The organism is Actinomadura sp. NTSP31, assembly GCF_041951385.1.
GTDB lineage: Bacteria > Actinomycetota > Actinomycetes > Streptosporangiales > Streptosporangiaceae > Spirillospora > Spirillospora napierensis.
In genome coordinates this window covers 156428-180600 of the sequence record NZ_JBGNUT010000013.1, presented here as the reverse complement: position 1 = coordinate 180600, position 24173 = coordinate 156428, and the positions used below count along the sequence as shown (strand labels likewise).

21 protein-coding genes and 1 pseudogene are annotated in these 24173 nt (G+C 74.8%); 15 read left to right on the top strand and 7 right to left on the bottom strand.

All coding sequences use genetic code 11. The features are described 5' to 3' along the window. Positions 1-123: 123 nt before the first annotated feature. The gene (locus tag ACA514_RS23060) at positions 124-1569 is read right to left on the bottom strand and encodes an NCS2 family permease (protein WP_375043280.1); all 1446 of its coding nucleotides are present in this window, start codon (positions 1567-1569) and stop codon (positions 124-126) included. A 266-nt stretch (positions 1570-1835) separates the two neighbouring features. Here ACA514_RS23060 and ACA514_RS23055 point away from each other — a divergent pair. The 9 genes and pseudogenes from ACA514_RS23055 to ACA514_RS23015 all read left to right on the top strand — a co-directional run. After that, positions 1836-2144 (top strand): annotated as a pseudogene (locus ACA514_RS23055) (PucR family transcriptional regulator); the annotation flags it as partial. Positions 2145-2168: 24 nt separating this feature from the next. Next, positions 2169-3464, top strand: coding sequence for a helix-turn-helix domain-containing protein (locus tag ACA514_RS23050; protein ID WP_375043279.1), 1296 nt, complete (start codon positions 2169-2171; stop codon positions 3462-3464). 93 nt (positions 3465-3557) lie between these two features. Continuing rightward, on the top strand, positions 3558-4811 hold the full coding sequence (locus ACA514_RS23045; RefSeq protein ID WP_375043278.1) for a DUF5685 family protein: 1254 nt from the start codon (positions 3558-3560) through the stop codon (positions 4809-4811). Positions 4812-4857: 46 nt separating this feature from the next. Beyond that, positions 4858-6537, top strand: a complete 1680-nt coding sequence (locus ACA514_RS23040) for an AMP-binding protein (protein ID WP_375043277.1) — start codon at positions 4858-4860, stop codon at positions 6535-6537. A 121-nt stretch (positions 6538-6658) separates the two neighbouring features. Then, the gene (locus tag ACA514_RS23035) at positions 6659-7036 is read left to right on the top strand and encodes a hypothetical protein (protein WP_375043276.1); all 378 of its coding nucleotides are present in this window, start codon (positions 6659-6661) and stop codon (positions 7034-7036) included. A 29-nt stretch (positions 7037-7065) separates the two neighbouring features. Further along, positions 7066-9183 (top strand): cytochrome c oxidase assembly protein, encoded by a 2118-nt coding sequence (locus tag ACA514_RS23030; protein ID WP_375043275.1) that lies wholly within the window; start codon positions 7066-7068, stop codon positions 9181-9183. A gap of 86 nt (positions 9184-9269) precedes the next feature. Then, positions 9270-10496 (top strand): sensor histidine kinase, encoded by a 1227-nt coding sequence (locus ACA514_RS23025; protein WP_375043274.1) that lies wholly within the window; start codon positions 9270-9272, stop codon positions 10494-10496. A 58-nt stretch (positions 10497-10554) separates the two neighbouring features. After that, positions 10555-11211: a response regulator gene (locus ACA514_RS23020; protein ID WP_375043273.1), complete on the top strand. Its 657-nt coding sequence runs from the start codon at positions 10555-10557 to the stop codon at positions 11209-11211. Positions 11212-11290: 79 nt separating this feature from the next. Next, positions 11291-13012 (top strand): class I adenylate-forming enzyme family protein, encoded by a 1722-nt coding sequence (locus ACA514_RS23015; protein ID WP_375043272.1) that lies wholly within the window; start codon positions 11291-11293, stop codon positions 13010-13012. On the opposite strand, the gene ACA514_RS23010 is transcribed toward ACA514_RS23015, so the two are convergent. Further along, entirely contained in the window at positions 12984-13910 is a 927-nt protein-coding gene (locus ACA514_RS23010; protein ID WP_375043271.1) for an LLM class F420-dependent oxidoreductase, read from the bottom strand. The genes ACA514_RS23015 and ACA514_RS23010 overlap by 29 nt on opposite strands. A gap of 93 nt (positions 13911-14003) precedes the next feature. Here ACA514_RS23010 and ACA514_RS23005 point away from each other — a divergent pair, with 93 nt between their 5' ends. Then, positions 14004-14531, top strand: a complete 528-nt coding sequence (locus ACA514_RS23005) for a TetR/AcrR family transcriptional regulator (RefSeq protein ID WP_375043270.1) — start codon at positions 14004-14006, stop codon at positions 14529-14531. A 133-nt stretch (positions 14532-14664) separates the two neighbouring features. Then, entirely contained in the window at positions 14665-15762 is a 1098-nt protein-coding gene (locus tag ACA514_RS23000) for a hypothetical protein (protein WP_375043269.1), read from the top strand. On the opposite strand, the gene ACA514_RS22995 is transcribed toward ACA514_RS23000, so the two are convergent. Then, positions 15756-17537: a hypothetical protein gene (locus ACA514_RS22995; protein WP_375043268.1), complete on the bottom strand. Its 1782-nt coding sequence runs from the start codon at positions 17535-17537 to the stop codon at positions 15756-15758. The two genes, ACA514_RS23000 and ACA514_RS22995, sit on opposite strands and share 7 nt — an antisense overlap. Before the next feature lie 102 nt (positions 17538-17639). Between ACA514_RS22995 and ACA514_RS22990 the strand changes: the two genes are divergently transcribed. Genes ACA514_RS22990 through ACA514_RS22980 form a run of 3 tightly spaced genes read left to right on the top strand, consistent with a single transcriptional unit; the run spans position 17640 to position 20306 of the window. After that, positions 17640-18311, top strand: coding sequence for a response regulator (locus ACA514_RS22990; RefSeq protein WP_375043267.1), 672 nt, complete (start codon positions 17640-17642; stop codon positions 18309-18311). Continuing rightward, entirely contained in the window at positions 18308-19792 is a 1485-nt protein-coding gene (locus ACA514_RS22985; protein WP_375043266.1) for a sensor histidine kinase, read from the top strand. The genes ACA514_RS22990 and ACA514_RS22985 overlap by 4 nt, the downstream gene beginning before the upstream one ends. Next, on the top strand, positions 19785-20306 hold the full coding sequence (locus ACA514_RS22980) for a hypothetical protein (protein WP_375043265.1): 522 nt from the start codon (positions 19785-19787) through the stop codon (positions 20304-20306). The genes ACA514_RS22985 and ACA514_RS22980 overlap by 8 nt, the downstream gene beginning before the upstream one ends. A 33-nt stretch (positions 20307-20339) precedes the next feature. On the opposite strand, the gene ACA514_RS22975 is transcribed toward ACA514_RS22980, so the two are convergent. Next, the gene (locus ACA514_RS22975; RefSeq protein WP_375043264.1) at positions 20340-21056 is read right to left on the bottom strand and encodes a metal-dependent hydrolase; all 717 of its coding nucleotides are present in this window, start codon (positions 21054-21056) and stop codon (positions 20340-20342) included. 140 nt (positions 21057-21196) lie between these two features. Further along, positions 21197-21556: a winged helix-turn-helix transcriptional regulator gene (locus ACA514_RS22970; RefSeq protein WP_375043263.1), complete on the bottom strand. Its 360-nt coding sequence runs from the start codon at positions 21554-21556 to the stop codon at positions 21197-21199. 106 nt (positions 21557-21662) lie between these two features. On the opposite strand from ACA514_RS22970, the gene ACA514_RS22965 reads away from it, so the two are divergent. Next, positions 21663-22286: an NAD(P)-dependent oxidoreductase gene (locus ACA514_RS22965; RefSeq protein WP_375043262.1), complete on the top strand. Its 624-nt coding sequence runs from the start codon at positions 21663-21665 to the stop codon at positions 22284-22286. Positions 22287-22332: 46 nt separating this feature from the next. On the opposite strand, the gene ACA514_RS22960 is transcribed toward ACA514_RS22965, so the two are convergent. Both ACA514_RS22960 and ACA514_RS22955 read right to left on the bottom strand, forming a co-directional pair. Next, positions 22333-23373 carry a DNA polymerase ligase N-terminal domain-containing protein gene (locus tag ACA514_RS22960; protein ID WP_375043261.1) on the bottom strand — a complete coding sequence of 347 codons (1041 nt, stop codon included), beginning with the start codon at positions 23371-23373 and terminating at the stop codon, positions 22333-22335. Between the two features lie 62 nt (positions 23374-23435). Further along, positions 23436-24125: a ComEA family DNA-binding protein gene (locus ACA514_RS22955; protein WP_375043260.1), complete on the bottom strand. Its 690-nt coding sequence runs from the start codon at positions 24123-24125 to the stop codon at positions 23436-23438. Positions 24126-24173: the final 48 nt, after the last annotated feature.

The window sequence follows — 24173 nt, the reverse complement described above, 5'->3', positions numbered from 1 at the left end:
TCACGCCGGGGGGTAAGGCCCTACCTTCTGCTTACGCCATGACGGCACTATTTGACACCCGCCGGAGCGTCCGAGACTTTCAAATGGGCCGACATTCCCGTGAGAATCTCGCGGCCCCCGCCCCTACTTCACCCCGAGCCACGTCTCGACCGGGTGAATCGCGAAGAACAGCAGGAACAGCACCACCACCGGCCACAGCCACACCGACACCTCGCGGACCCCGCCCCGGGCCAGCTTGATGACCGCGTAGCTGACCAGGCCGCCGCCGATGCCGATGGTGATGGAGTAGGTGAACGGCATCAGCACGATGGTGAGGAACGCCGGGATCGCGATCTCCAGGTCGTCCCAGGTCACCTTGGCGACCTGCGTCATCATCAGCGCGCCGACCACCACCAGCGCGGGCGCGGCGGCCTGCGCGGGCACGACCGCGGCGAGCGGGGTGAGGAACAGGGTGAGCGCGAACAGCACCCCGGTCGCCATGTTGGCCAGGCCGGTCCGGGCGCCCTCGCCGACGCCCGCCGCCGACTCCACGAACACGGTGTTGGCCGACGAGCTGGTCACGCCGCCGAGCGCGGCGGACAGGCCGTCCACCGACAGGATCCGGCCGAGCCGCGGCACCTCGCCGCGCTCGTTGGTCAGGCCGGCCTCGTCGCTGATGCCGAGGATGGTGCCCATCGCGTCGAAGAACCCCGACAGCACCAGGGTGAACAGCACCACCAGCGCGGTGATCACGCCCGCCCGGCCGAACCCGCCGAACAGGTCGACCTCGCCGAGCAGCCCGAAGTCGGGCGCGGCGAACACCTTGTCGGGCAGGTCCGGGGTGACCACGCCCCAGCCGCCGTCCGGCACCGAGGCGTAGGACTGGATGATCACCGCGAGAACGGTGCCGGCGACGATGCTGATCAGGATCGCGCCGGGCACCCTCCGCACGTACAGCACGATCATCAGCAGCAGGGTCAGGCCGAACACCAGCGTCGGCCAGGTCTCCAGCCGGCCGCCGGTGCCGAGCGACAGCGGCGGGCTGGTCTTGCTGGAGGTGACGAAACCGGAGTCGTACAGCCCGACCAGCGCGATGAACGCGCCGATGCCGACCGCGATGGCGTGCTTGAGCGCCAGCGGGATCGAGTTCATGATCCGCTCGCGGACGCCGGTGAGCGCCAGCAGCACGATGACCACGCCCTCGATCACCACCAGGCCCATCGCCTGCGGCCAGGTCATCACCGGCGCGGCCTGGAAGGCGACCACCGCGTTGATGCCGAGGCCGGCGGCGAGGGCCAGCGGCGCGTTCCCGACCAGCCCCATGATCACCGTGGTGACCGCGGCGGACAGCGCGGTCATCGTGGTCAGCTGCGGGATCGACAGCGTCGCGCCGGTGACGTCCTTCGCCCCGCCGAGGATGATCGGGTTCAGCAGGATGATGTAGGCCATCGCGAAGAACGTGGTGACGCCGCCGCGCAGCTCGCGGGCCACGCTGGTGCGCCGCGCGGACAGGTCGAACAGCCGCTCCAGCGGCCCGCCCCCGCCGGCCGGCGGTGATGCGTCGGCCTCCGCCATCTTGATCTTGGACATCGCGCGTGCTCCGCCTTCACCAGCGTCGTTCCCGGAAAGTGCGAGCACAGGTTAGCCGCCTGGCGGCCCGGGCGCGGTCACCGGCACGGCCCACCGGGGCGGGCCACCGAGGCGGCCCGCCGGCGCGGCCGGTCCGGGGGGCGGTGCCGCGAGGTGATTCACGGTCGGCGCTGCGTGACGGGAACGGTCCGCTATAGCCTGCCATGGTGCGAATGCGAGACTCGGTGGACGCGCCGGCGCCCGACCCCTACGGGGCCGCCTGCGCGGACTCCTACGCGCTGCTGCTGGCCGCCGTCCCGGAGCGGACCCGCTGGTCGTTCCGGGAACGGATGCTCGGCCCCCTGGAGGAGTACGACAGCAGCAGGCAGGCCGAGCTCGTGCACACCCTGGAGGTGTTCCTGTCCTGCTCGGGGTCGTGGAGCCGGAGCGCGACCCGGCTGCACGTCCATGTGAACACGCTTCGGTACCGAATCCGGCGAATCGAGGACCTCACCGGCCGGGATCTCGGCACACTTGAGGACCGAGTCGACTTCTTCCTCGCCCTGCGCGCGACGCGTCCGGCGAGAACCCTGTAGGCGCCACGAGAAAGAGCGGGTCACATGGACCGGGAGACACTGGGGCAGCGCATCCGCGCCCTGCGGATCCGGCAGGGCGTGAGCCAGGCGCAGCTGGCCTTCCCCGAGCTGTCCGACAGCTACATCTCGCTCATCGAGAGCGACAAGCGGGTGCCCGCGCCGAGCGTGGTGGACCTGCTCGCGGTGAAGCTGAACTGCTCGGCGACCTACCTCGTCAGCGGCGTCAGCGAGGACGTGGTGGACGAGCTGCGCGTCACCCTCGACTACGCCGAGATCGCGCTGCGCAACGGCGCCGCCGCCGAGGCCCGGGCGCGGTTCGCCGAGGTGCTCGCCAACGCCGACGCCGTGGCGCTGCCCGAGATGCTGCACCAGGCCCGGTGGGGGCACGCCCTCGCGCTGGAGGCCGCGGGCGAGCTGGAGCAGGCGATCGCCGGGCTGCGCGCGCTGACCGAGGAGGCCTCCGCGGAGGCCGACCTCGACCACTGGGCCCGGGTGCACGTCGCGCTGAGCCGCTGCCTGCGCGAGCGCGGCGACATCAGCGCGGGCGTGCAGGCCGCCGAGGAGGCGCTGCGGCACCTCATCGCGTCCGGCGCCGACTCCACCGACGCCGCCGTGCACCTCGGCGCGGCGCTGCTGGCCGCCTTCATCGAGCGCGGCGACCTGGTGCGGGCCCGGCAGCTGGCGGGCCAGCTGGTGGAGCGGGCCGAGCGGATCGGCGGCGCGCGGGCCCGCACGGTCGCCTACTCCGAGGCCGCCAACGTCGCCCAGATCCGCGGCGAGTACGAGGAGGGCGTCGCGCTCGCCGAGCGGGCGCTCATGCTGGCCGGCGACGGCGGGGACCCGCGCGAGCTCGACCGGCTCCGCGTGGTCTACGCGGGGCTGCTGCTGCGCGCCCGGCCCGACCAGGCGATGCAGGCCCGGGAGCTGCTGGCCCGGGTGAGCGGCGAGATCAACGCCGGTTCCGCCGGGGAGATCGACGTCGCCCGGTGCCGGACCGAGCTGGCCCGCGCGGAGACCGCGCTGGGCCGCCCGGCGGAGGCGGTGCGGCTGGCCGAGGAGGCGCTGGAACTGCTCGGGGACGCCCCGCGCCGCGTCCGGGCCGGCGCGCTGACCGTGCTCGGCGAGGCCTGCGTCCGGCTCGGCGACCGCGAACGCGCCGTCGAGGTGCTCACCAGGGCCGCGACCTGCCTGGAGGACATGGAGTCCTCGCGGGAGGCGGCGCAGGCCTGGTTCGACCTCGCCGAGGTGCTCGCCGAGACCGGCACGCGGGAGCCGCGGATGGCCGCCTACCGCCGCGCGCTGACCTGCGTGGGCGTCTGATCCGGCCGATTTTTGATCTTCCGGGACGAACCATCTCGGGTGCCGCCGCGTCCGTGAATAATGCTGCGAGTCGCCTGAGATGGGGAGATGCCGGTGTTCGGGGTGGTCCGTCCCTGCAAGCACGTGCTCTGCGGGTCGCTGTTCAAGGACTGGACGGCGCACCTGTGCGGACTGTGCCTGACGCTGCGCGCCGAGCACGGCCAGGCGGCGCGGCTCGTCACCAACTACGACGGGCTGCTGGTCTCGGTGCTCGTGGAGGCGCAGGCGCCGGAGCTGTCGCCGCGCCGCAAGGCCGGACCGTGCGCGCTGCGCGGGATGAGGACCGCCGAGGTCGTGGCCGCGCGGGCGGAGGGCGCGCGGCTGGCGGCGGCCGCGTCGCTGCTGCTGGCCGCCGGCAAGGCCCGCGACCACGTCGCGGACGGCGACGGCGCGTACGGGCGCTCGCTGGTGGCCGCCGCCGCGGGCCGGGCCGCCGCCCGCTGGGACGCGGCGGGCGCGCGGACGGGCGCCGCCGTCGGGTTCGATCCGTCGGTGCTGCGCGCGGCCGTCGCCCGCCAGGCCGTCCTGGAGGCCGAGCCGGGACTCGGGCTGCTCGACCTGACCGAACCCACGGAGACCGCCGTCGCGGCCGTCTTCGCGCACACCGCCGTCCTCGCCGGCAAGGAGGGCAATGCCGAGTCGCTCGCCGAGGCGGGCCGCTACTTCGGCCGCCTCGCGCACCTGATCGACGCGGTCGAGGACGTCGCGGACGACCTGGCCGGCGGCGCGTTCAACCCGCTCGTCGCCACCGGCACCACCCCGGCGCAGGCCCGCCGGTACGCCGACGACGCCCTGCACGGGCTGCGGCTGGCGTTGGCCGATGTGGAGCTGGAGAGGCCGCGGCTGGTCCGGGCGCTGCTGGACCGGGAGGTCCGGCGCTCGGTCGACCGGGTCTTCGCCGCCTACCCGCCGCCGGGCCCCGGGCCGCAGCCGCCCTACGGGAACGCTCCATACCCGCCGCCGGGTTACCCGCCGCAGCAGGGCTACCCGCCTCAGCAGGGCGGCGGATACGGCGACGGGGGCGGCTGGCTCCCGCCGCACGGCGGCGGGGGAGGCGGCGCCGATTTCGGGCACCGCCCGCGGGGCCGGCGTCCGGGGTTCCCGATCCCGTGCTTCACCGGCACGGTGGTCTGCGTCACTTGCGGGGTCTTCCAGCCCGAGTGGAGCGAGCACCACGGCAAGGCCTGCGGCGACCGCTGCTGGTGCACCCGGCACTGCGACGACTGCTGCAGCGGGTGCGACTGTTGCGATGGCGACTGCTGTGACTGTGACTGTGACTGCTGCGGCTGCGACTGCGGGTGCAATTGATCCACCCCATTGACCCAAGCGGATGCTTGGTGGCAGATTCGCGGACGTGGCGAGCTCGACCTTCGCGGAACTGCTGCTGGAACGGGCCGGCGACGGGCACCCCGGTCTCCGGTTCGAGGACGAGACCTACAGCTGGGCGGACGTGGTGGCCGCCGCGCGGGCGCGCGCCGCGCTGCTGCCGGCCGCGTGCCCGGAACCGCGGGGCCGCCCGCGGCACGTCGGCGTGCTGCTGGAGAACATCCCGGAGCACGTCTTCTGGATCTTCGCGGCCGCGCTCGGCCGGGCCACCGCCGTCGGGATCAACCCGACCCGGCGCGGCGCCGAACTGGCCTCCGACGTCCGGCACACCGACTGCGACCTGATCGTCACCGACACCGCCCACCTGCCGCTCCTGGACGCGCTCGGCGACACGGTCCCGCCGGAGCGGATCCTCGCCGTCGACACCGCGGCCTACCGCGCCCGCCTCGACTCGGCCGGCGGCGACGGCGACGGCTTCGGCGAGCCGGACGCGCGGCCCGGCGACCGGCTGCTGCTGCTGTTCACCTCCGGCTCGACCGGGGCGCCGAAGGCCGTGGCGTGCGGGCAGGGACGGCTCGCCTCGATCGCGGAACGGTCCGCCATGATGGGGATCGAGCGGGACTCGGTCACCTACGTCGCGATGCCGCTGTTCCACGGCAACGCCGTCATGGCCAACCTGGCGATGGCCGTGCACGCGGGCGCCACCGTCGCGCTGCGGCGCCGCTTCTCCGCGTCCGGGTTCCTGCCCGACGTGCGCCGGTTCGGGGTGACCTACTTCAACTACGTCGGGCGCGCCCTCGCCTACGTCCTCGCCACCCCGGAGCGGCCGGACGACGCGCGCAACACGCTTCGGAGCGTGTTCGGCACCGAGGCGTCCGCGCAGGACATGGCCGGGTTCGCGCGGCGGTTCGGGTGCCGCGTCATCGAGGGCTACGGCTCCAGCGAGGGCGCGATCTCGCTGCGCATGACCCCGGACTCGCCGCCCGACGCGCTCGGCGTCGCGCCGCCGGACGTCGAGGTCGCCGTCCTCGACCCCGGCACCGGCGCCGAGTGCCCCCGCGCCCGCTTCGACGCCGCGGGCCGCCTGCTCAACCCCGGCGAGGCCATCGGGGAACTCGCCGGTCCGGGGGCCGGCGGCGCCTTCGAGGGCTACTACAACGACCCGGAGGCCGACGCGGAACGGGTCCGCGACGGCGTGTACTGGAGCGGCGACCTCGGCTACCGCGACGAGGCCGGCTACTTCTACTTCGCCGGGCGCGGCGCCGACCGGCTCCGCGTCGACAGCGAGAACTTCGCCGCCGCGCCGGTCGAGCGGATCCTGGCACGCTGGCCCGCCGTGGTGATGTGCGCGGTCTACCCCGTCCCGGACCCGCGCACCGGCGACCAGGTGATGGCGGCCCTGGAACCGCACGACGGCGCCTCCTTCGACCCGGAGGAGTTCGCGGACTTCCTCGCCGCGCAGCCCGATCTCGGGACGAAGTGGGCGCCGCGGTTCGTCCGGGTCGTCCGGCCCATGCCGCTGACCGCGACGGGCAAGGTGCACAAGCGGCCCCTGCGCCGCCTCCTGTGGGACCCGGTGGACGGGCAGCAGGTCTGGGTGCGTCCCGGCCGCCGCCTCGCCTACGAGCCGATGACCGCCGCGCACGCCGAGGAGCTGCGGGCGCAGTTCGCGGCGCACGGCCGCGCCCACGCGCTGACGGCCCTCTGACCGGTTCCCGGCCGCACCGTTCGGGCGCCGCGGCGGGCTCGGGCGACCCCGGACGGGCCATCGGCGCCGCGTCAGTACGCTAGAAGGGCCCTGAATCCCACGTAGAGGACCCGGCCGCCCCATGAGCACCCGCACGTTCCGCAGGTCCCTGCGCCGCCTCGGTCTCGTCGCCGTCCTGGCCGCCGCCCTCGGCGGCCTGACCGCCCTCCCGGCCCCGGCCGAAGCGGGGCAGGCGAGCGGCGCCGCGGGCACGGTCCTCGCGGACGCCCGCGGCGGCGCGTCCCCGTCCGGCACGGCCGACCCGGCCGCCGCAACCGCCGTTGCCGCCGCCGACGCCGCCGACGAGCGGCACGGCAAGAAGGACGGCGGCTCCGGCGCGGTCACGTGGGCGCTGATCGGCGTCGGCGCGCTGGTCGGGATCGGGATCGGCTTCTTGATCGTCCGGCGGGCCCAGCGCAAGTACCCTCCGGCGCGCACACCGGGCGACCGTCTCAAGTGAGTGAGGAACGCCAGTGAGTGAGGTCGGCAATGAGTGACGGCGGCCTGCGGGTGCTGCGCGCCGCCGCGGGGGCGGTCGCCGCCGCGGCCGCCGTCCTGGTGGCGGCCCTCGTCCTCGGCGGGGCGGTCACCGAGCAGGTCATCCCCGGCATCGGGGACGCCGGCGCGGCCACCCGGTGGGGGCTGCCGGTGTCGCGGACGGTGATGGACCTGCTGTCCGCGCTCACCGTCGGCGCGCTGCTGGCCGGCTCCGCGCTGCTGCCCATCGAGGGCGCGCGGGACGCCGCGCGGCTGTCCCGGGACTCGGTCGGCTACCTGCGCGCGGCGTCCTGGCTGGCGACCGGGTGGGCCGCCGCCGCGGCGGCCACGCTGGTGTTCACCGTCGCCGACGTGCTCGGCCAGCCGGTCACCGACGTCGTCGGCGGCAACGAGCTGAGCAGCTACGTCGGCTCGCTGGAGCAGGGCACCGCGCTGATGATCGTGGTGCTGCTGGCCGTGGTGGTGGCGCTGCTGGCGCGCACCACGACCACGCCCGCCGCCGCGTTCGCGCTGCTGGCGATGGCCGGGGCCGCGCTGCTGCCGCCCCCGCTGACCGGCCACTCGGCGTCGTCGGCCAACCACGAGGTCGCCGTCACCGGCGTGGCGCTGCACGTGGCCGCGGTCGCGCCGTGGGTCGGCGGCCTGGCGATCGTCGGCGCCCACGCGCTGCTCGGCCGCGGCAAGCTGCCGGTCATGGCCGAGCGGTACAGCCGGATGGCGCTGTGGTGCTACATCACCGTCGGCGCCAGCGGCCTGGTCAACGTGATCTCCCGGCTGCCGGACCCGTCCGAGCTGCTCACCACCGACTACGGCCGGCTCGCGCTCGGCAAGATCGTCGCGTGGGCGGTGCTCGGCTGGTTCGGCTGGTGGCACCGCGAGCGGACGCTGCCGGCGCTGCGCGACCGCCGGCCCCGCGCGTTCGCCCGCTTCGCCACCGTCGAGGCCGCCGTCATGGCCGCCACCATGGGCCTGGCCGTCGCGCTGGCCCGCACCGCGCCGCCGCCGGTGACCGGCACCGAGTCGGCGATCAAGACGCAGCTCGGCTTCGACATGCCGCCGCACATCAACCCGGCGCGGCTGGCGACCCTATGGCACTTCGACCTGTTCTTCGGCGCCCTGGTCGTCGTGCTCGGCGGGCTGTACCTGGCCGGCGTGCTGCGGCTGCGGCGGCGCGGCGACGGCTGGCCGGTCGGCCGCACCGTCTCCTGGTTCTTCGGGCTGCTGACGATCGTCGCCGTGACCCAGACGGGCGTCGCCCGGTACGCGCAGCTCCTGTTCAGCGTGCACATGGCGCAGCACATGGTGCTGAACATGCTGACGCCGATCTTCCTGGTCGTCGGCGCCCCGACCACGCTGGCGCTGCGCGCGCTGAAGCCCGCCAAGGTCCGCGGCGACCGCGGCCCGCGCGAATGGCTGACCGTGATGCTGCACAGCCGGTTCGTCCGGTTCGTCGCGCATCCGGCGTTCGCCACGATCCTGTTCATGGGCAGCACGTTCGCGCTGTACTTCACGCCGCTGTTCGAGGACCTCATGCGGGACCACCTCGGGCACATCGCGATGATGGTGCACTTCCTGGCGTCCGGGTGCCTGTTCTTCTGGGTGCTGCTCGGCGTGGACCCGGCGCCCCGGCAGCTGCCGCACCCGATGCGGCTGCTGCTGCTGTTCGTCACCATGCCGTTCCACGCGTTCTTCGGCATCGCGCTGATGAACATCAACCAGGCGCTCGCGCCCGGCTGGTACAACGCCGTCAACCCGCCGTGGGGCACCACGGTCCTGCACGACCAGCACACCGGCGGGTCGATCGCGTGGGCGTTCGGCGAGGTGCCGACCTTCGTCGTCCTGCTGGTGATGGCGTTCCAGTGGTACGCCGACGACCAGCGGCAGGCCCGCCGGATGGACCGCAAGGCCGACCGGGCCGCCGAGCGCACCGCGCGCGGCGAGGCCGGCGGCGAGGAGGACGAGCTGGCCGCCTACAACGCGCGGCTGGCCAAGCTCGCCGAACGCGACCGGCTCGCCGGCGAGCGCGCGGGACGGCCCGCCGGGCCCGCCGCCGTCGAACCCGCCGCCGAACCCGCCGCCGGACCTGCTGCGGACCAGCCCGAGTCGTGACCCGGCCGCCGGTTCCCCCGCGCGGGGGAGCCGGGCCGGTCGCGCGGGGGAGTGACCGGAGGCGGCGTTCTGCCAGGATCTGAGGCGTGTCCGGTGTACTGCGCCCGCTGATCGAGCGGACGACATGGCGGCGCTGGTCCCACCTGGTGGTGGGCGGCGCGCTGCTCATGCCGTACTGGTTCCTCGGGATGGGCCTCGCCCCGTTCGTCCCCGGCGACGGCGCCGTCGCCGGCGTGCTGGTGCTGCTGGTGTTCCCGGCCGCCGCCACGTTCGTGACCGGGCTCGTCCCGACGGTGCGGCTGCTGGAGAGCTCGCTGGCCAAGGAGCTGCTGAGGGGGCCGGCGGCGGAGCTGGTGCCCGGGTCGGCGGGCAACCGGGAGAGCCGGATGCGGGCGGGCGCCTGGTTCACCCTGCACCTGTTCGCCGGCGTGGTCGTCAGCGGGCTCAGCCTGGCCGTGCCGCCGGTCGCGTTCGTGCTGGTCATGGCGCCGCTGGTGGACTGGGACGAGCGGTTCCTCGGCGCGTGGGACCGGTCCGGGGCGTGGGGGGAGTGGGCGGCGCCGCCGGCCGGGATCGCCGCGGTCGCGGTGCTGCTGGCCCTGACCGTCGCGTCGGGCGCGCTGCTGGCGCGGCTGGCGCCGCGGTTCCTCGGCCCCACCGCCGCGGAGCGGCTCGCCGAGATGGAGGCGCGGGCGGTCCGGCTCGCCGAGCGCAACCGGCTGGCGCGCGAGCTGCACGACTCGGTCGGGCACGCGCTCAGCGTGGTGACGCTGCAGGCGGGCGCGGCCGGGCGCGTCCTCGACACCGACCCCGCGTTCGCCCGCGAGGCGCTGGGCGCGATCGAGGAGTCGGCGCGCGCGGCGCTGGAGGACCTCGACCACGTGCTCGGGCTGCTGCGCGAGGACCGGTCCCGTCCGGCGCCGCAGCCGACGCTGAAGGATCTCGGCCGGGTGCTGGAGCAGACGCGGCTCGCCGGGGTCAGCCTCGACGCGCGGGTGGACCCGCAGGTCGAGCAGGTGCCCGCGGCGGTCTCCCGGGAGGCGTACCGGATCGTCCAGGAGGGGCTGACGAACGCGCTGCGGCACGCGGGCAAGGTGCCGGTGCGGCTGCGCCTCGGCGTCGACGGGGACCGGCTGGAGATGGAGATGAGCAACCCGCTGGGGGCGGGCGGCGCGGGGGCGGGCCACGGCGGCGGCCGCGGGCTCGGCGGCATCCGCGAGCGCGTCACCGTGCTGCGCGGCGAGATGACCGCCGGGCCGGACGGCGACCGCTGGCGGGTGCGCGTGTCGCTGCCGCTGACCACCGTCCAGTGAGCGGCCGGTGCCGGGCAGGGGCCGGGCGCGGGCGGGTATTCGTGAGAGGGTCCGGGACATGACGATCAAGGTGCTGCTGGTCGACGACGAGCGGCTGATCCGGGCGGGGCTGGCGGCGATCATCGGCGCCGAGGACGACCTGGCCGTGGCCGGCGAGGCGGCCGACGGCGCGGAGGTGCCGGACGCGGTGGCGCGGCTGCGGCCCGACGTGATCCTGATGGACGTGCGGATGCCGCGGCTGGACGGGATCCAGGCGACCCGCCGCATCCTGGACACGGTCCGCGAGCCCCCGAAGATCATCGTGGTGACGACGTTCGAGAACGACGAGTACGTCTACGACGCGCTGAAGGCGGGCGCGAACGGGTTCCTGCTGAAACGGACGCGCCCCGAGGAGATCCTGCAGGCGATCCGGATGGTCGCGGGCGGCGACAGCCTGCTGTTCCCCGCCGCGATCCGGGAGCTGGCCGCCGCGCACGCGGGGCCGTCCGGCGGCGGGCGGGCGGCGCGCTGGCACGAGCGGCTCACCGAGCGGGAGGCGGACGTGCTGCGGCTGGTGGCCAAGGGGCGCTCCAACGCCGAGATCGCGGCGGAGCTGTTCGTGAGCCCGCAGACGGTGAAGACGCACGTCGGGAACATCCTGGCGAAGCTGCAGGCGCGGGACCGCACGCAGGCGGTCATCTTCGCCTACGAGACCGGCTTCATCACCCCCGGCTGACCTGCCGTCCCTTCCGGCGGCCGGCTCTCCTAGAGTGGACGAACGAAATTCTAGAACGAGCCTCCAAGAAGGGACGACGATGGGCGCGACGTCTTCCGGGACCACCCCGCACTGGTTCGCCGGTGTGCCGCACTCGCTCGACTACCCGGACGTCCCGGTCGGCGCGATCCTGGCGGGCGCCGCGCGGCGCTGGGGCGACCGGACGGCCCTGCACCACGCCGGACGCGACCTGTCGTTCACCGGGCTGGCGCGCGCGTCGGCCCGGTTCGCGCACGGCCTGATCGCGCGCGGCGTCGGCCGCGGCGACGTCGTGGCGCTGCACCTGCCGAACGTCCCGCAGTTCGCGGTCGCCTACTACGGGACGCTGCTGGCGGGCGCGACGTTCTCCCCGTGCAACCCGCTGCTGCCGCCCGACGACCTGGCCTTCCAGCTCGGCGATTGCGGCGCGGTCGCCATCGTCACGCTCGACCTGCTCGCCGGATCGGTCGCGGAGGCTCTCGACCGCACGAAGGTCCGCACGGTGGTGGTCGCGGGCTCCGGAGGCGGCCCGGCGGACGTGGCGGAGCTGTGCGGCGGCGCGTTCGCCGGATGCGGGATCGGGTTCGAGGAGGTCGGCGCGGGGCGGCCGGAGGAGTTCCCCGAGGTCGAGATCGACGTCCGCCGCGACCTGGCGCACATCGCCTACACCGGCGGGACCACCGGCCGGTCGAAGGGCGTCATGCTCCCGCACCGCAACGTTGTGGTGAACACCCTCCAGTTCGCGTGCTCCGGCACGGGATCGGTGCCGGAGCTCGACGGCCACGGCGGCCTGACCCTGCGATCGGCCGGCCCGGAGGGCGAGTACCCGACGCCGCTCGGCGAGGGCGTCATCGTCAGCGTCGCGCCCTGGTTCCACGCGATGGGCACCGTCGGCTACCTCAACTCCCAGCTCATGGGCGGCACCACGATCGTCAGCCATCCGCGGCTGGACGTCCCGGCGTTCCTGTCCGACATGGAGAGGTTCCGCGCCACCGCGCTCGGCGGCGCGCCCGCCATGTTCTCCGCGCTGCTGGCCCACCCGTCGTTCGCCGGCCGCGACCTGTCGTCGGTGCGCGGCATCCGGTCGGGCGCCGCGCCGCTGTCGCACGAGATGCTCGCCCGGCTGCACGACGCCTTCCCCGACGCGGTGATCGTCGAGGCGTACGGGCTGAGCGAGGTGACGATGGGCGCGACCGCGAACCCGGCGCACCGGTCCGGCGTGCGCCGGACCGGCACGGTCGGGGTCGCGGTCCCGGACGTCCGGCTGAAGATCGTCGCGGCGGACGCCCCGGCCGCGGACGAGTCGACCCCCGCCCTGCCGCCCGGCGCCGAGGGCGAGGTCTGCGTGCACGGTCCGCAGGTCATGACCGGCTACCTGAACCGTCCCGAGGAGACCGCGGCGGTGCTGAGCCCGGACGGCTGGCTGCGCACCGGCGACGTCGGCGTGCTCGACGAGGACGGCTACCTGACCATCGTCGACCGCAAGAAGGACATGCTCCTCTACAACGGCTACAACGTGTACCCGCGCGAGCTGGAGGAGAAGCTGCTCGCCCACCCCGCCGTCGCGGGCGCCGCCGTGGTCGGCCGTCCCGACCCGACGGCGGGCGAGCTGCCCACCGCGTTCGTCGTCCGCTCCGGCGAGGTCGGCGCGGACGAGCTGATGGAGCACGTCAACGCGGCCGTCGTGCACTACAAGAGGCTGCGCGAGGTCCGCTTCGTGGACGAGATCCCCGTCTCCGCGGCCGGCAAGATCCTCAAGCGGGAGCTCCGCGCGTCGCTGTGACGGGCGCCGAGCGCAGCGACGCGGCGACCTCCAGGACCCGCGGCACGTCGCCGCGCGGGCTGATCAGCAGGTCGGTCGCGCCGGCGTCGGCGAAGCGGCGCAGCTCCCGCTCCACCGCCGCCTCGTCGCCCGCGACGACCGTCTCGTGCACGCCGGACAGGCCCTGCCGGTCGAGGATCGCCCGGTAGCCGGGGAAGTCCGACGCGGCGGCGAACTGCTCGGCCAGCTCCCGGCGGACGCCGTCGGGGTCGGTGGTGAGCGCGACGACGACGCCGGCCAGCACGCGCGGCGCGGGGCGTCCGGCGGCCTCGGCGGCCCGGGTGATCGAGGGCACGATGTGGTCGCCGATCGCGCCGGCGCCGGTCCAGGTCGTCACGGTCCCGTCGGCGAGCTCGCCGGCGACCCGGAGCATCGCCGGGCCGAGCGCCGAGATGATCACCGGTGGCGGGGTGGCGCCGGGCGCGTCCACCGTCCCCACCGCGGTCAGCGTCTCCCCGCGGTACTCGACGTCCTCGCCGCGCAGCAGCGGGCGCAGTGCCGACAGGTACTCGCGGACGTGCCGCGCGGGCCGCTCGTAGGGGATGCCGTGCGCGCCCTCGATGACCGGCGGGTGGCTCGGGCCGATCCCGAGCGTGAAGCGCCCGCCGGTCGTGGCCTGGGCGGTGAGCGCCTGGCTCGCCAGGGCGAGGGGGTGCCGGGGCCAGGTCGGGAGGACCGCGGTGCCGACCTCCAGGCCGGGCGCCTCCCGGCCGGCGAGCGCGGCGACCATGAGGGCGTCCCAGGACGGGACGTGGCCGAAGAAGACGCTGTCGAGGCCGGCGTCGCGCGCCAGCCGGGCCTGGGCGACGACGTCGTCCAGCGGGGCCCCCGCGGCGAGGGCGAACATTCCAATGCGCATGGACCGCTCCTAACATGAACCTGATGTTCCGCTTCTGCTTACGGGGACAGAGTAACCTGAACCCGAAGTTCCGCTTGACCCGAGGAGGGGACCGTGCGAGCCGACGCCCGGCGCAACCGCGAGCGCATCGTCGCGTCCGCGCTGGACCTGTTCGCCGCGCGGGGATGCGCGGTGAGCATGGAGGACATCGCCCGCGAGGCCGGCCTCGGCGTGGGCACGCTGTACCGGCACTTCCCGGACCGGCGGGCCCTCGTCGAGGAGATCGCGGTGTCCGCGCTGGCCCGGTTCCGCGACCGGATCGCCGAGGTCCGGGAGCGCGACGTGCCGCGCTGGGACGTCCTGGCGCTGGCCGTGGAGCACTGCGCGGGCGAGCCGTTCGCGCTGATCAAGTCCCTCGCCGGGGACGGGCCCGCGCCGCCGGAGCGGCTGGAACTCCAGGCCGAGGTCGACGCCCTGCTGGAGAAGCTCGCCGCGGAGGCGCAGGACGAGGGCGCGGTCCGGCGCGACATCGGCCCGGCGGAGGTGGTCGAGATCATCAGCATGGCCGTCTGCCGGCCCGGCGCCCGTGCGGGCGACCCCGTGACGCGGGTGGTGATGGACGGCCTGCGCGCCCGGCCGTGACCGGAGCCGGAAGCCCGGATGGCGCGACCGTGCTCAAAAGTGCCGCCGGATCCTCAATCGCCGCTTACATCTGGTTTACCTGCGAGTAGCTACAAAAGAGGCAAGAGATACAAAAGGCGACGATCGGGGGATCATGGACGCCTCGACCCTGTCCGAACTGCGCAAGCCCCGCAGCTATCCGGCCGTCTCGGTGCTGATGCCGACGCACCGGGCCGCGCCCGGCAACCGCCAGGACCCGATCCGGCTCCGCAACCTGCTCGCCGAGGCGCGCCGCCGGCTGCACGAGGACGTCCGGGTCACCGGCGGCACCGCCGACCACGTGGTGCACGCGCTGGAGCAGGCCGCCGGCGAGATCGACCTGCGGCACGCCGCGGACGGGCTGGTCCTGTTCGCCGCGCCGGACGGCGAGCACCACGCGTTCACCATCAGCCAGCCCGTCGACGAGCGCGTCGTCGTCGACACCGGGTTCGCCACCCGCGACCTCGTCGCCGCCTACACCCGCGCGCCCCGCTACTGGCTGCTGTCGCTGTCGGACCAGTGCACCCGGCTGTGGGACGGGCGGCAAGAGGACCTCACCGAGCACGTCGGCGACGGCTTCCCCATCGCGCCCGAGCCGGTCGACGAGGCCGGCGCGGGCCGGATGGACCGGCGCAGCGCCCGCGACAGCGAGGACGAACCGCACCGGCGCGCCGCGCGCGACGCCGCGACCGCCCTCGGCCGCGTCCTGGTCCGCGACCGCCGCCCCGTCATCGTCGCCGGCGTCACCCGCCACCAGGCGTTCTTCGACGAGGCCGCCGGGCCGCACCTGCACGCCGCCGGGCGGGTCGACGGCAGCTACGAGGGCGCCGCGCCGAGCACCCTCATCGAGGCGGCCCGGCCCGCCCTGCACGCCTACGAGGACCTCCGCGAGGTCGGGGTGCTGTCCGAGCTGGAGGCGGCGCGCAGCATCCAGCGCTACGCCGGCGGGCTGCCGGAGGTCGCGCGGCTGGTCGAGGAGGGCCGCGGCGAGCACCTGGTGGTCGAGCGCGGCTACTACGCGCCCGCCGTGCGGACCGACGGCGAGCTCGTCCCGGTCGAGGGCATGCCGGGCGTCCTCAAGGGCGCGGACGTCGTCGACGACGTCGTGGACGACGTCATCGAGACCGCCCTGGAGTACGGCGGCGAGGTGACGTTCGTCTCCGACGGCTTCCTCGTCGACCACGACCGCATCGCGCTGGTCACCCGCTACTGATCGCAGGACGGGTCGTGCCAGGCGACCCAGCCGACCGACCACGACCGGTTCGCGTGCGGGCGCCAGCCCGCCGGGTGCGCGGGCCAGGTCGCGTCCGGGGTCGTCCCGTCCGGCCGCCCCACGACGACGGTGCAGACACCGGGCGCGGGCCGTTCGCGGCGGAGGTCGACGCGGTCGACGCGCGTCCACCACGCCGGGTAGACGAGCATCGTCCGGACGGCCCAGTGCAGCGAGGCGTCCGCGACGACACCGCCGGCCGGCGCGCCCGGCAGCGGCGACGCCGGCCGGACCCGGTCCGGCGCGATCCCGAACAGGAAGACCAGCGCCGCCAGGTTCGTCGCCGCGAGCGCGCCGGCCGCCGCGACCGTCCCGGCCTTGGGCAGCCGCGACAGCACGAGGAACCCGCAGAGCAGCCCCAGCGCGGCGAGCGAAGCCGCCGCCAGGTGCAGCGCGCCGCGGTCACCCGTCAGGAACGACGTCTCGGGGAAGTCGAACCCGATGAACTTGTAGGTGCGCAGCCGCTCGCCCGCGTAGCGGTCCACCCACAGACCCGTCGCGGCGGTGATCACTGCGGCGGCCGCGACCAGCGCCGCCGCCCTGCGCAGGCCCGTCCGCATCAAGGCCACTCCGCCGGCCAGCGCGTAGACCAGCGCCACGCACGACAGGTACCGCCCGTACGCGTAATTGCCGACGCGGTGCTCGTCCGGGAGCGCGGCGGACGAGGCGTACGCGATCCCGAACGTCACGGCGAGCAGCACCGCCGCCATCGCGCGGTCGGCCGCGGGCGCCCGCCGCCGCACGAGCACGGCGGCGACGGCGGCGAGCCCGACCGCGCCGAGCCCCCACGTCGAGATAGTCAGGTACCAGATCTGCCCGGCCGCCCCCGACAGCGCCCACGCCTGCCCGTCGCCCGTGGTGAGCCGCTCCTTGAGGAGCGCGCCGAGATCCAGGTTCCCCGACGGGTACAGCTCGGCGCGGACGTGCCCGTTGACGGCCGCCGCCACCGCGTAACCGCCCGCGACCACCGCCAGCCCCACGGCCCCCGCGGCGACGATGGCCCGCCTTCGCCGGACGGCACCGGCCACGGTGAACCCCACGAGCGCGACCACATGGACCAGCAGCACGACGTCACCGCGACTGTGCACGGCCGCCGCGAAGACCGCGATCCCACTGGCCAAGGCGAGCCAGAGCGACGCGGCCTTGCCCGCCATGGGGACGGGATCCAGTACCTGACGCCAGGGGCGATGCAGTGAGCACAGCCATGCCAGGACGATGGTCGGGAGGACGGCGTCGGCGAGCGCGAACGCGCCGAAGAACGTCGTGGCGGGCAGCAGCGCGGCGCCCCAGGCGAGGGGGAGCGCGGCGCGCCGGGACAGCCGGAAACGCCGGACGGCCGCGTAGCCGAGCGGGAACAGCGCCGCGCCGATCACCGCGTTGATCGCCAGCACGATCGTGTAGACGGTCATCGGGTCATGCGAGAACCAGTACGCCGGGGTGAGCAGCAGCGGGTATCCGCCCTGGTAGAAGGTGCTCCCGGACAGGTCGCCGCCGTGCCCTCCGGCCAACGCGCGGGCGGCCAGCAGGTAGCCCGTCTCGTCGGGATTGGCGACGGGCCCCGTCCGCGCGCGGGCCGACCACAGCCGCACGCACACCTGCGCCGCGAACCCGGCGGCCATCAGCCACGGCAGCGCCCGGTCGCGCCGGACGGGCGGGGGAGCGGCCGGTGCGGGCCCGGACCGGGCGGGCGGGCGGACCGGAACGATCTCGAGCGTCATGCGTCCCACGCTCCGCACCGGACTTCATGATCTCGTCTGTGAAATGTCCGGATCCTGTGACACGGCTGGGGATGGATGCCCGAAGAGCCCAATAATGTCCGGGTGGCGAGCATTCTCTTCGTGGAGGACGATCCGTCGGCGCGGACCGCGCTGGAGCTGGCGCTGACCCGCCAGGGGCACCGCGTGACCTCCCGCGCGACCGGCGAGGACGGGCTGGAGGCGCTGCGCGCCCGCCGCCCGGAGATCGCGATCCTGGACGTGATGCTGCCCGGCATCGACGGGATCGAGGTGTGCCGCCGGATCCGCCGCGGCGACCCGCTGCCGGTGATCCTGCTGACCGCGCGCGGCGACGACCTCGACGTCGTCCTCGGCCTGGAGGCGGGCGCCGACGACTACGTGGTGAAGCCGGTCGAGCCGCGGGTGCTGGACGCCCGGATCCGCGCGGTGCTGCGCCGCGCCGAGGTCCGCGCCGACATCGCCGCCTACGGCGACCTGGTCGTCGACCGCGCGTCGCTGAAGGTCACCAAGGGGGGGACCGACGTCCGGCTCACCCCGACCGAGCTGCGGCTGCTGCTGGAGCTGGCCCGCCGGCCCGGGCAGGCGCTGACCCGCCAGCATCTGCTGGCCGAGGTGTGGGAGCACACCTATCCGGGCGACTCGCGGCTGGTGGACGCGTGCGTGCAGCGGGTCCGCGCCAAGATCGAGGACGAGCCGGCCGAGCCGCGGCTGATCGAGACCGTCCGGGGCTTCGGCTACCGGTTCGCCGCGCCGTGACCTGGCTGCGCCGGTTCACCGGGCTGCGGGTCCGGCTCGCCGCGGCGTTCACCGCGGTGGCGCTCCTGTCGTCGGTGCTGGCGTCCGGCATCTCCTATGTGCTGCTGCGGCGGGTGGTCCTGCAACGCGCGCAGAGCGCGGTGCTGACCGAGGTCCGCGGTGCCCTCCGCCAGCAGATTCCGCAGCAGATCCCGCCCGACACCGAGCCCGTCCTCGCCGCGCGGCTGGAGGACGCGCTCGCCGCGCCGGGCCGCAAGGTGGCGGCCGTGCCGGTCCCGCTCCGCGGCGGCGTGCCCGCGGTGCCGCCGGGCCGGCTGGACGTGCCGGTCAGCGAGGAGTTCGCGCGGCGCGCGACGCGCGGGATCGTCTTCGAGCGCCTGGTGGTCAAGAACCGGCCCAGCCTGGAGGGCGTCCCCTATCTGCTGGTCGGCGCACGGGCCAGCGGCTACACGACGACGGCGGACGAGCCGGAGCGCACGACGCCGCCGATGGTGTTCGTCTCGGTGAGGCTGAGCGGCGAGGCCGCGGATCTGCGTTCGTTCGCGCGTGTGCTGGTGGTCGCCGACGCGGCCGCGCTGGTGGCGGCGCTGCTGCTCGCCCTGCTGGCCACGCGCGGGGTGCTGCGGCCGGTGCGGCGGCTGGGCGCGGCCGCCCGCGCGCTCGGTGCCGGCGAGCTGGCGACCCGGGTCCGGGTGCGGGGCCACGACGAGCTCGCCGACCTGGCGCGCACCTACAACCACTCCGCCGCCGCGCTGGAGCGGACGGTCGCGGAACTGCGCGCGATGGAGGCGGCGTCCCGCCGGTTCGTCGCGGACGTCTCGCACGAGCTGCGGACACCGCTGACGTCGATGATCGCGATGACCGACGTGCTGGCGGAGGAGGCCGCCGCCGCCGACGACGGCGGCGCGGCGCGGCTGGTGGCCGAGGAGACGCGCCGGCTCGGCGCGCTGGTCGAGCACCTGATCGAGATCAGCCGGTTCGACGCGGGCGCCGCCGCGCTCGTCCCGGACGACGTGAACCTGGCGGACGCCGTCGCCGGCACGCTGGCGGCGCGCGGCTGGGCGGACCGGGTGGCGGTCGAGGGGCCGGCGGACCTGTTCGTCCGGGCGGACCCGCGCCGGCTCGACGTCATCGTGGCGAACCTGGCCGGCAACGCGCTCAAGCACGGCGCCCCGCCGGTGTCGGTGCGCTTCGGCCCGGCGGACGCGGGCCCGGGCGGCGAGCCGGGCGTGCGGATCGTCGTCGCCGACCGCGGCCCGGGCATACCGGACGATCTGCTGCCCGCGGTGTTCGACCGGTTCGTCAAGGCGGAGGCGGCCCGCTCCCGCAGCGAGGGCAGCGGGCTCGGGCTGTCGATCGCGATGGAGAACGCCGTCCTGCACGACGGCACGCTGGAGGCGGCCAACGGGCCGGACGGGGGAGCGGTGTTCACGCTATGGCTGCCCTCCCGGCGCGACACAGAGGAGGAATGCGATGGGTGACCGGCTCGCTCGCCTGGCCGCGGTGGCGGTACTGGCCGTCGCGGCGGCGGGCTGCGGCGTGCGGCCCACCGGGATCATCGGCGCGGGCCGCCCGGTGCAGGCGAACGGCAGTCCCGGCACGATCACGGTGTACCTCGCGTGGCAGGGCCACGTGGTGCCGGCCGTGCGTCCCGGGCTTCCGGGGCATCCCTATCTGAGCGTGAGCCAGCTCAGCATCCCCGTCACCTCCGACGAGAGGCGCCGGGGGCTGTACACCGAGGTCGACCAACCCCTGGTGGCCCGGATGCCGCAGGACTCGTCCGAGCCGCGGGGGATGGGGGTGCTGGTCGTCGACCTGTCGAGCGCGGTCCCGCGCCGGCCGGTCCGCTGGTCGCGGATGGCGCTGGCGCAGATCGCCTGCACCGCGCAGGCCATGCCCGGCGTCAACGACGTCCAGCTGTGGAGCGCCCCGAGCCTGAGCGATGACGGTTGGGGGAACACGCAGTGCGCGGAGTACCGCGACCTCATGCGCTGACCGGGCCCGGGCCGGGCCCGGGCCCGGCCCGGCTCAGCCCCTGGTGAGCCAGTGCGCGGCGACGTCGCCGAGCACCGAGCGGATCGCCAGGACCGCGATGCCGAAGATCAGCAGGGGGCCGACCACCCAGTGCTCGACCTTGCCGTTGGTGCGCGGGACCAGCGGTACCTCGATCCGCCACGGCAGCGGCCAGAAGACCGGGCAGCCGCGCGGTGTCAGGCAGTCGCCGGCGACGTGCGCCAGGCAGCCGAGGGTGACCGCGAACCCGACGAAGCTCATGTCGATGTTGTGCATCAGCCAGACGGCGATCAGCGCGAGCGCGCAGTCGGCCAGCGCGGACTGCGGTTCGCGGCCCTCGAAGTCGAGCCCGACGCCGCGCAGCCCCAGCCCGACGATCATGAACAGGCAGGCCCACCACGCGTACACGTAGTGGGTGGCGAGCGTGTCCATCGCCCAGCCGATGCCGACCGCGAACAGGATCGAGTGGGTGGCGTGCCGGTGCCCGCCCGACACCTTCCCGATCCACTTGCACATGTGGTGGGTGATCGGCCCGTAGGTGTTGGCGATGCGCCCGTTGTGGTGGTCGATGTCGGGCAGGATCGCCGCGCCCGCGCACACCACCGCGCCCGCCGCGATCTGCTCGGGCGACAGCGACACCGCGAAGTCGCCGAGCAGCCGCTCCTGGCCGAGCACCGGCACCGCGGCCAGCCACGCCAGCGCGCCGCTCAGCGCATGCGTCTTCCCCATCATGGCCGTTCCCCCGCTCTCCGCACACCGTCCGCCGCCCGGTTCAGGGCGGGACTCTAGCCCGCTACTGATCGTTTTCAGCGACGGCGCGCCGAAGCGGGTGCCACGTCCCTTTGATGCGGAATGCGGCGCGGCGGTTCCGCTCAGGCGGGGAGCCCGTCGTGCCGGCCGCGGGCGGACAGCACGGCCTCGACGTTCTCCTCCGCCCAGTCGGTGATCGCCTGGATCGGCCCGTGCAGGGACAGCCCCATGGGCGTCAGCGCGTACTCGACGCGCGGCGGGACCTCGGCGAAGACCTCCCGGGTGAGCAGGCCGTCGCGTTCCATCGTCCGCAGCGTCTGGGTAAGGACCTTGGGGGTGACGCCGCCGATCAGGCTGCGGAGCTCGGTGAAGCGGCGCGGCCCGCCGGTGAGGGCGAGCACGACCAGCACCGACCACTTGTCGCCGATCCGGTCGAGGAGGAGCCGGGTCGGGCAGCCGGGATCGAACGCGTCGCCTCTCATGGTTTCCAGAGGGTACCAAGGGCACGTTGCAGTAACCAGTATCCGATGGATACCTTCAGGCCCGGTACGGACACCGGGTCCGGCACGGACATGCGAGGAGGACGACATGAGGATCCTGCTGATCGGCGCGACCGGGATGATCGGCCGGCGCGTCGCGGACGAGGCGCGCCGCCGCGGCCACGAGGTGACCGGCGTGACCCGCAGCGGCGCCGAGGGCACCCGGAAGGCGGACGCGGCCGACGCCGCCGCCGTGGCCGCGCTGGCGGAGGGCCACGACGCGGTGGTGGTGGCGATCTCCCCGCCCCGCGACGGGTCCGACCCCGAGGGGCCGGTGCTGGAGGCGGGCCGCGCCGTGCTGGACGCGGTGCGCCGGGCGGGGGTCCGGCGGCTGGTCGTGGTCGGCGGCGCGGGCAGCCTGGAGGTCGCGCCGGGCGTCCGGCACGTGGACGAACCGGGCTTCGTCGAGGCGTACAAGCCCGAGGCGCTGGCCCACGCCGCGCTGCTCGACGTCATCCGCGCCGAGGCGGGCGACCTGGACTGGACCTACGTCTCACCCGCGGCGGTGATCGAGCCGGGCGAGCGCACCGGGACCTTCCGCCTCGGCGGCGACCGGCTGCTGCGCGACGCCGAGGGCGACAGCCGCATCAGCGCCGAGGACTACGCCGTCGCGCTGGTCGACGAGCTGGAGAAGAACGAGGCGATCGGCCGCCGCATCACGGTCGCGTACTGATACCCGGCGCTCGCGCGAAGGGTCTCAGGCGCTCGCGCGCGGAGTCTCAGCGCTTGCGCGCGGGCGACTCGATCAGCCGCCAGGCGCCGGACTCCTCGCCCGGCTCGTACGGGGAGTCCAGGCGCTTGGCGACCACGCCGGGCAGGCCCTGCGCGGCGGCGGTCTCCCGCACCGCGTCGCCGTCGCCCGGATACCACGGCGCCGTCTGCCAGCGCGGGCCCGACAGGTCCAGCCCGTCCAGCCGGTCCCGGCGCTCGCGGTAGGGGACGCCGAGCAGCGGCCGCCCGTCCAGGTGCGGCACATCGAAGATCATGTAGGTCTCGCGGCCGTCCAGCACGGCCAGCTCGCCGTCCAGCACCGCCGGGCGGGCGCCGAGCTGCCCGCCGAGCCGCGAGCCGAGCCCGCCGGGGCCGTCCACCGCGCGGCCCCGGCCGTCGGTGAACCGCGTCCGGCCGCCCTCCACGTAGGCCAGCAGCCGCCGGCCGCCCCACGCGAACTCGAAGCCCCAGGCGTCCTGGTCGCGCGGCAGCCGGGCCCTGCGCGCGGGGCGCATCGGGCGCAGCGACTCCGGCAGCGGCTCGGCGTCCGGGTCCGCCGGCGGGTCCATCCGGTGGATCATCCAGTTCTTGCCGCGCGTCCGGAACAGTACGTACCGGCCCGACACCCGCGAGCCGTGCACGACGACCTTCACCTCGCGCTCGGACCACTTCTCCGTCTCGTACGTCCCGCGGTCCCAGATCAGCACCTTGCCGCTGCCGTACTCGTCCTGCGGGATGTCGCCCTCGAACGTGGCGTACTCGAGCGGATGGTCCTCGGTGTGGACGGCCAGATGGTTCGTCTCCGGGCTCCACGGCAGGCCCTTCGGCACCGCCCAGGAGACCAGCACGCCGTCCCGCTCGAAGCGCAGGTCCCAGTGCAGGCTGGACGCGTGGTGCTCCTGGACGACGAACGTGTCGTCGTCGCCGTGCGGGAGCGCCCTCTCCGCGGGGACGGGCTCGGGCGTCCGGTGGGGGTCGCGCTTGCCGCGGTACTCGGCGAGCCGGTCCCCGCCCTTCCGCGTGTCCTTCTTGCCCTTCTTCTCCGTCACGCCCGCCACATACCCGCGATCGCCCGATGAAGACGGCCCCGCCGGCGAATGAAGCCGCCCCGCTAGCGGATGAAGACGGCGTAGTCGGCGAGGTCGCCGGTCAGCTGCGGCGGCAGGCCCGCCACCACGGACATCTCCTCGACGGACATGAACCCGCCGGCCTCCGCCCGCACCCGCTCGATCTTCTCCGCCAGCTCCGGGGTGATGCCGGGCAGCAGCGTCAGCGCCTCCGCCGGCGCGTGGTTGACGTCGACCAGGCCGCCGTCCTTGAACTGGCGCGGCAGGTCGGGGCGGCCGATCCGCAGCTCCTTGGCCAGGCCCGGGTCGCCCGCCGCCAGCTCACGCGCCTTCTCGCGCAGCAGCCGCTGCCGCCGCACCCGCTCCACGACGGCCTCGTTGTCGATGCCCGCCAGCCCGTGCGGGTCGAACACCCGGCGCCGGATCAGGAACGCGTGCCCGCAGCCCACCACGGCCAGGAAGAACAGCAGCACCCCCACCGCCTGCTGCGTGCCGTCCTCCTTGCCGATGTCGGGCAGCAGGTACAGCATCAGCGCGAACACGCCGATGTAGACCACCGACGACACCAGCAGATGCGCGCTGCGCCGCCACAGCGCCGCCGCCGCGAACGTGAACGGCGTCGCGTACCCCAGCGTCAGGAACGGCAGTGCCGCCCACGTCACGCTCAGCGCGGCCCGCCCGGGAGGCATGCTGTCGGACGGAACCCTCGGCTCGTACGGCGCTGGCGCGTTCATCTGGCGGATTCTCCCGGCCGGATCGCGGGCTGAACGGGACTCTAGGTC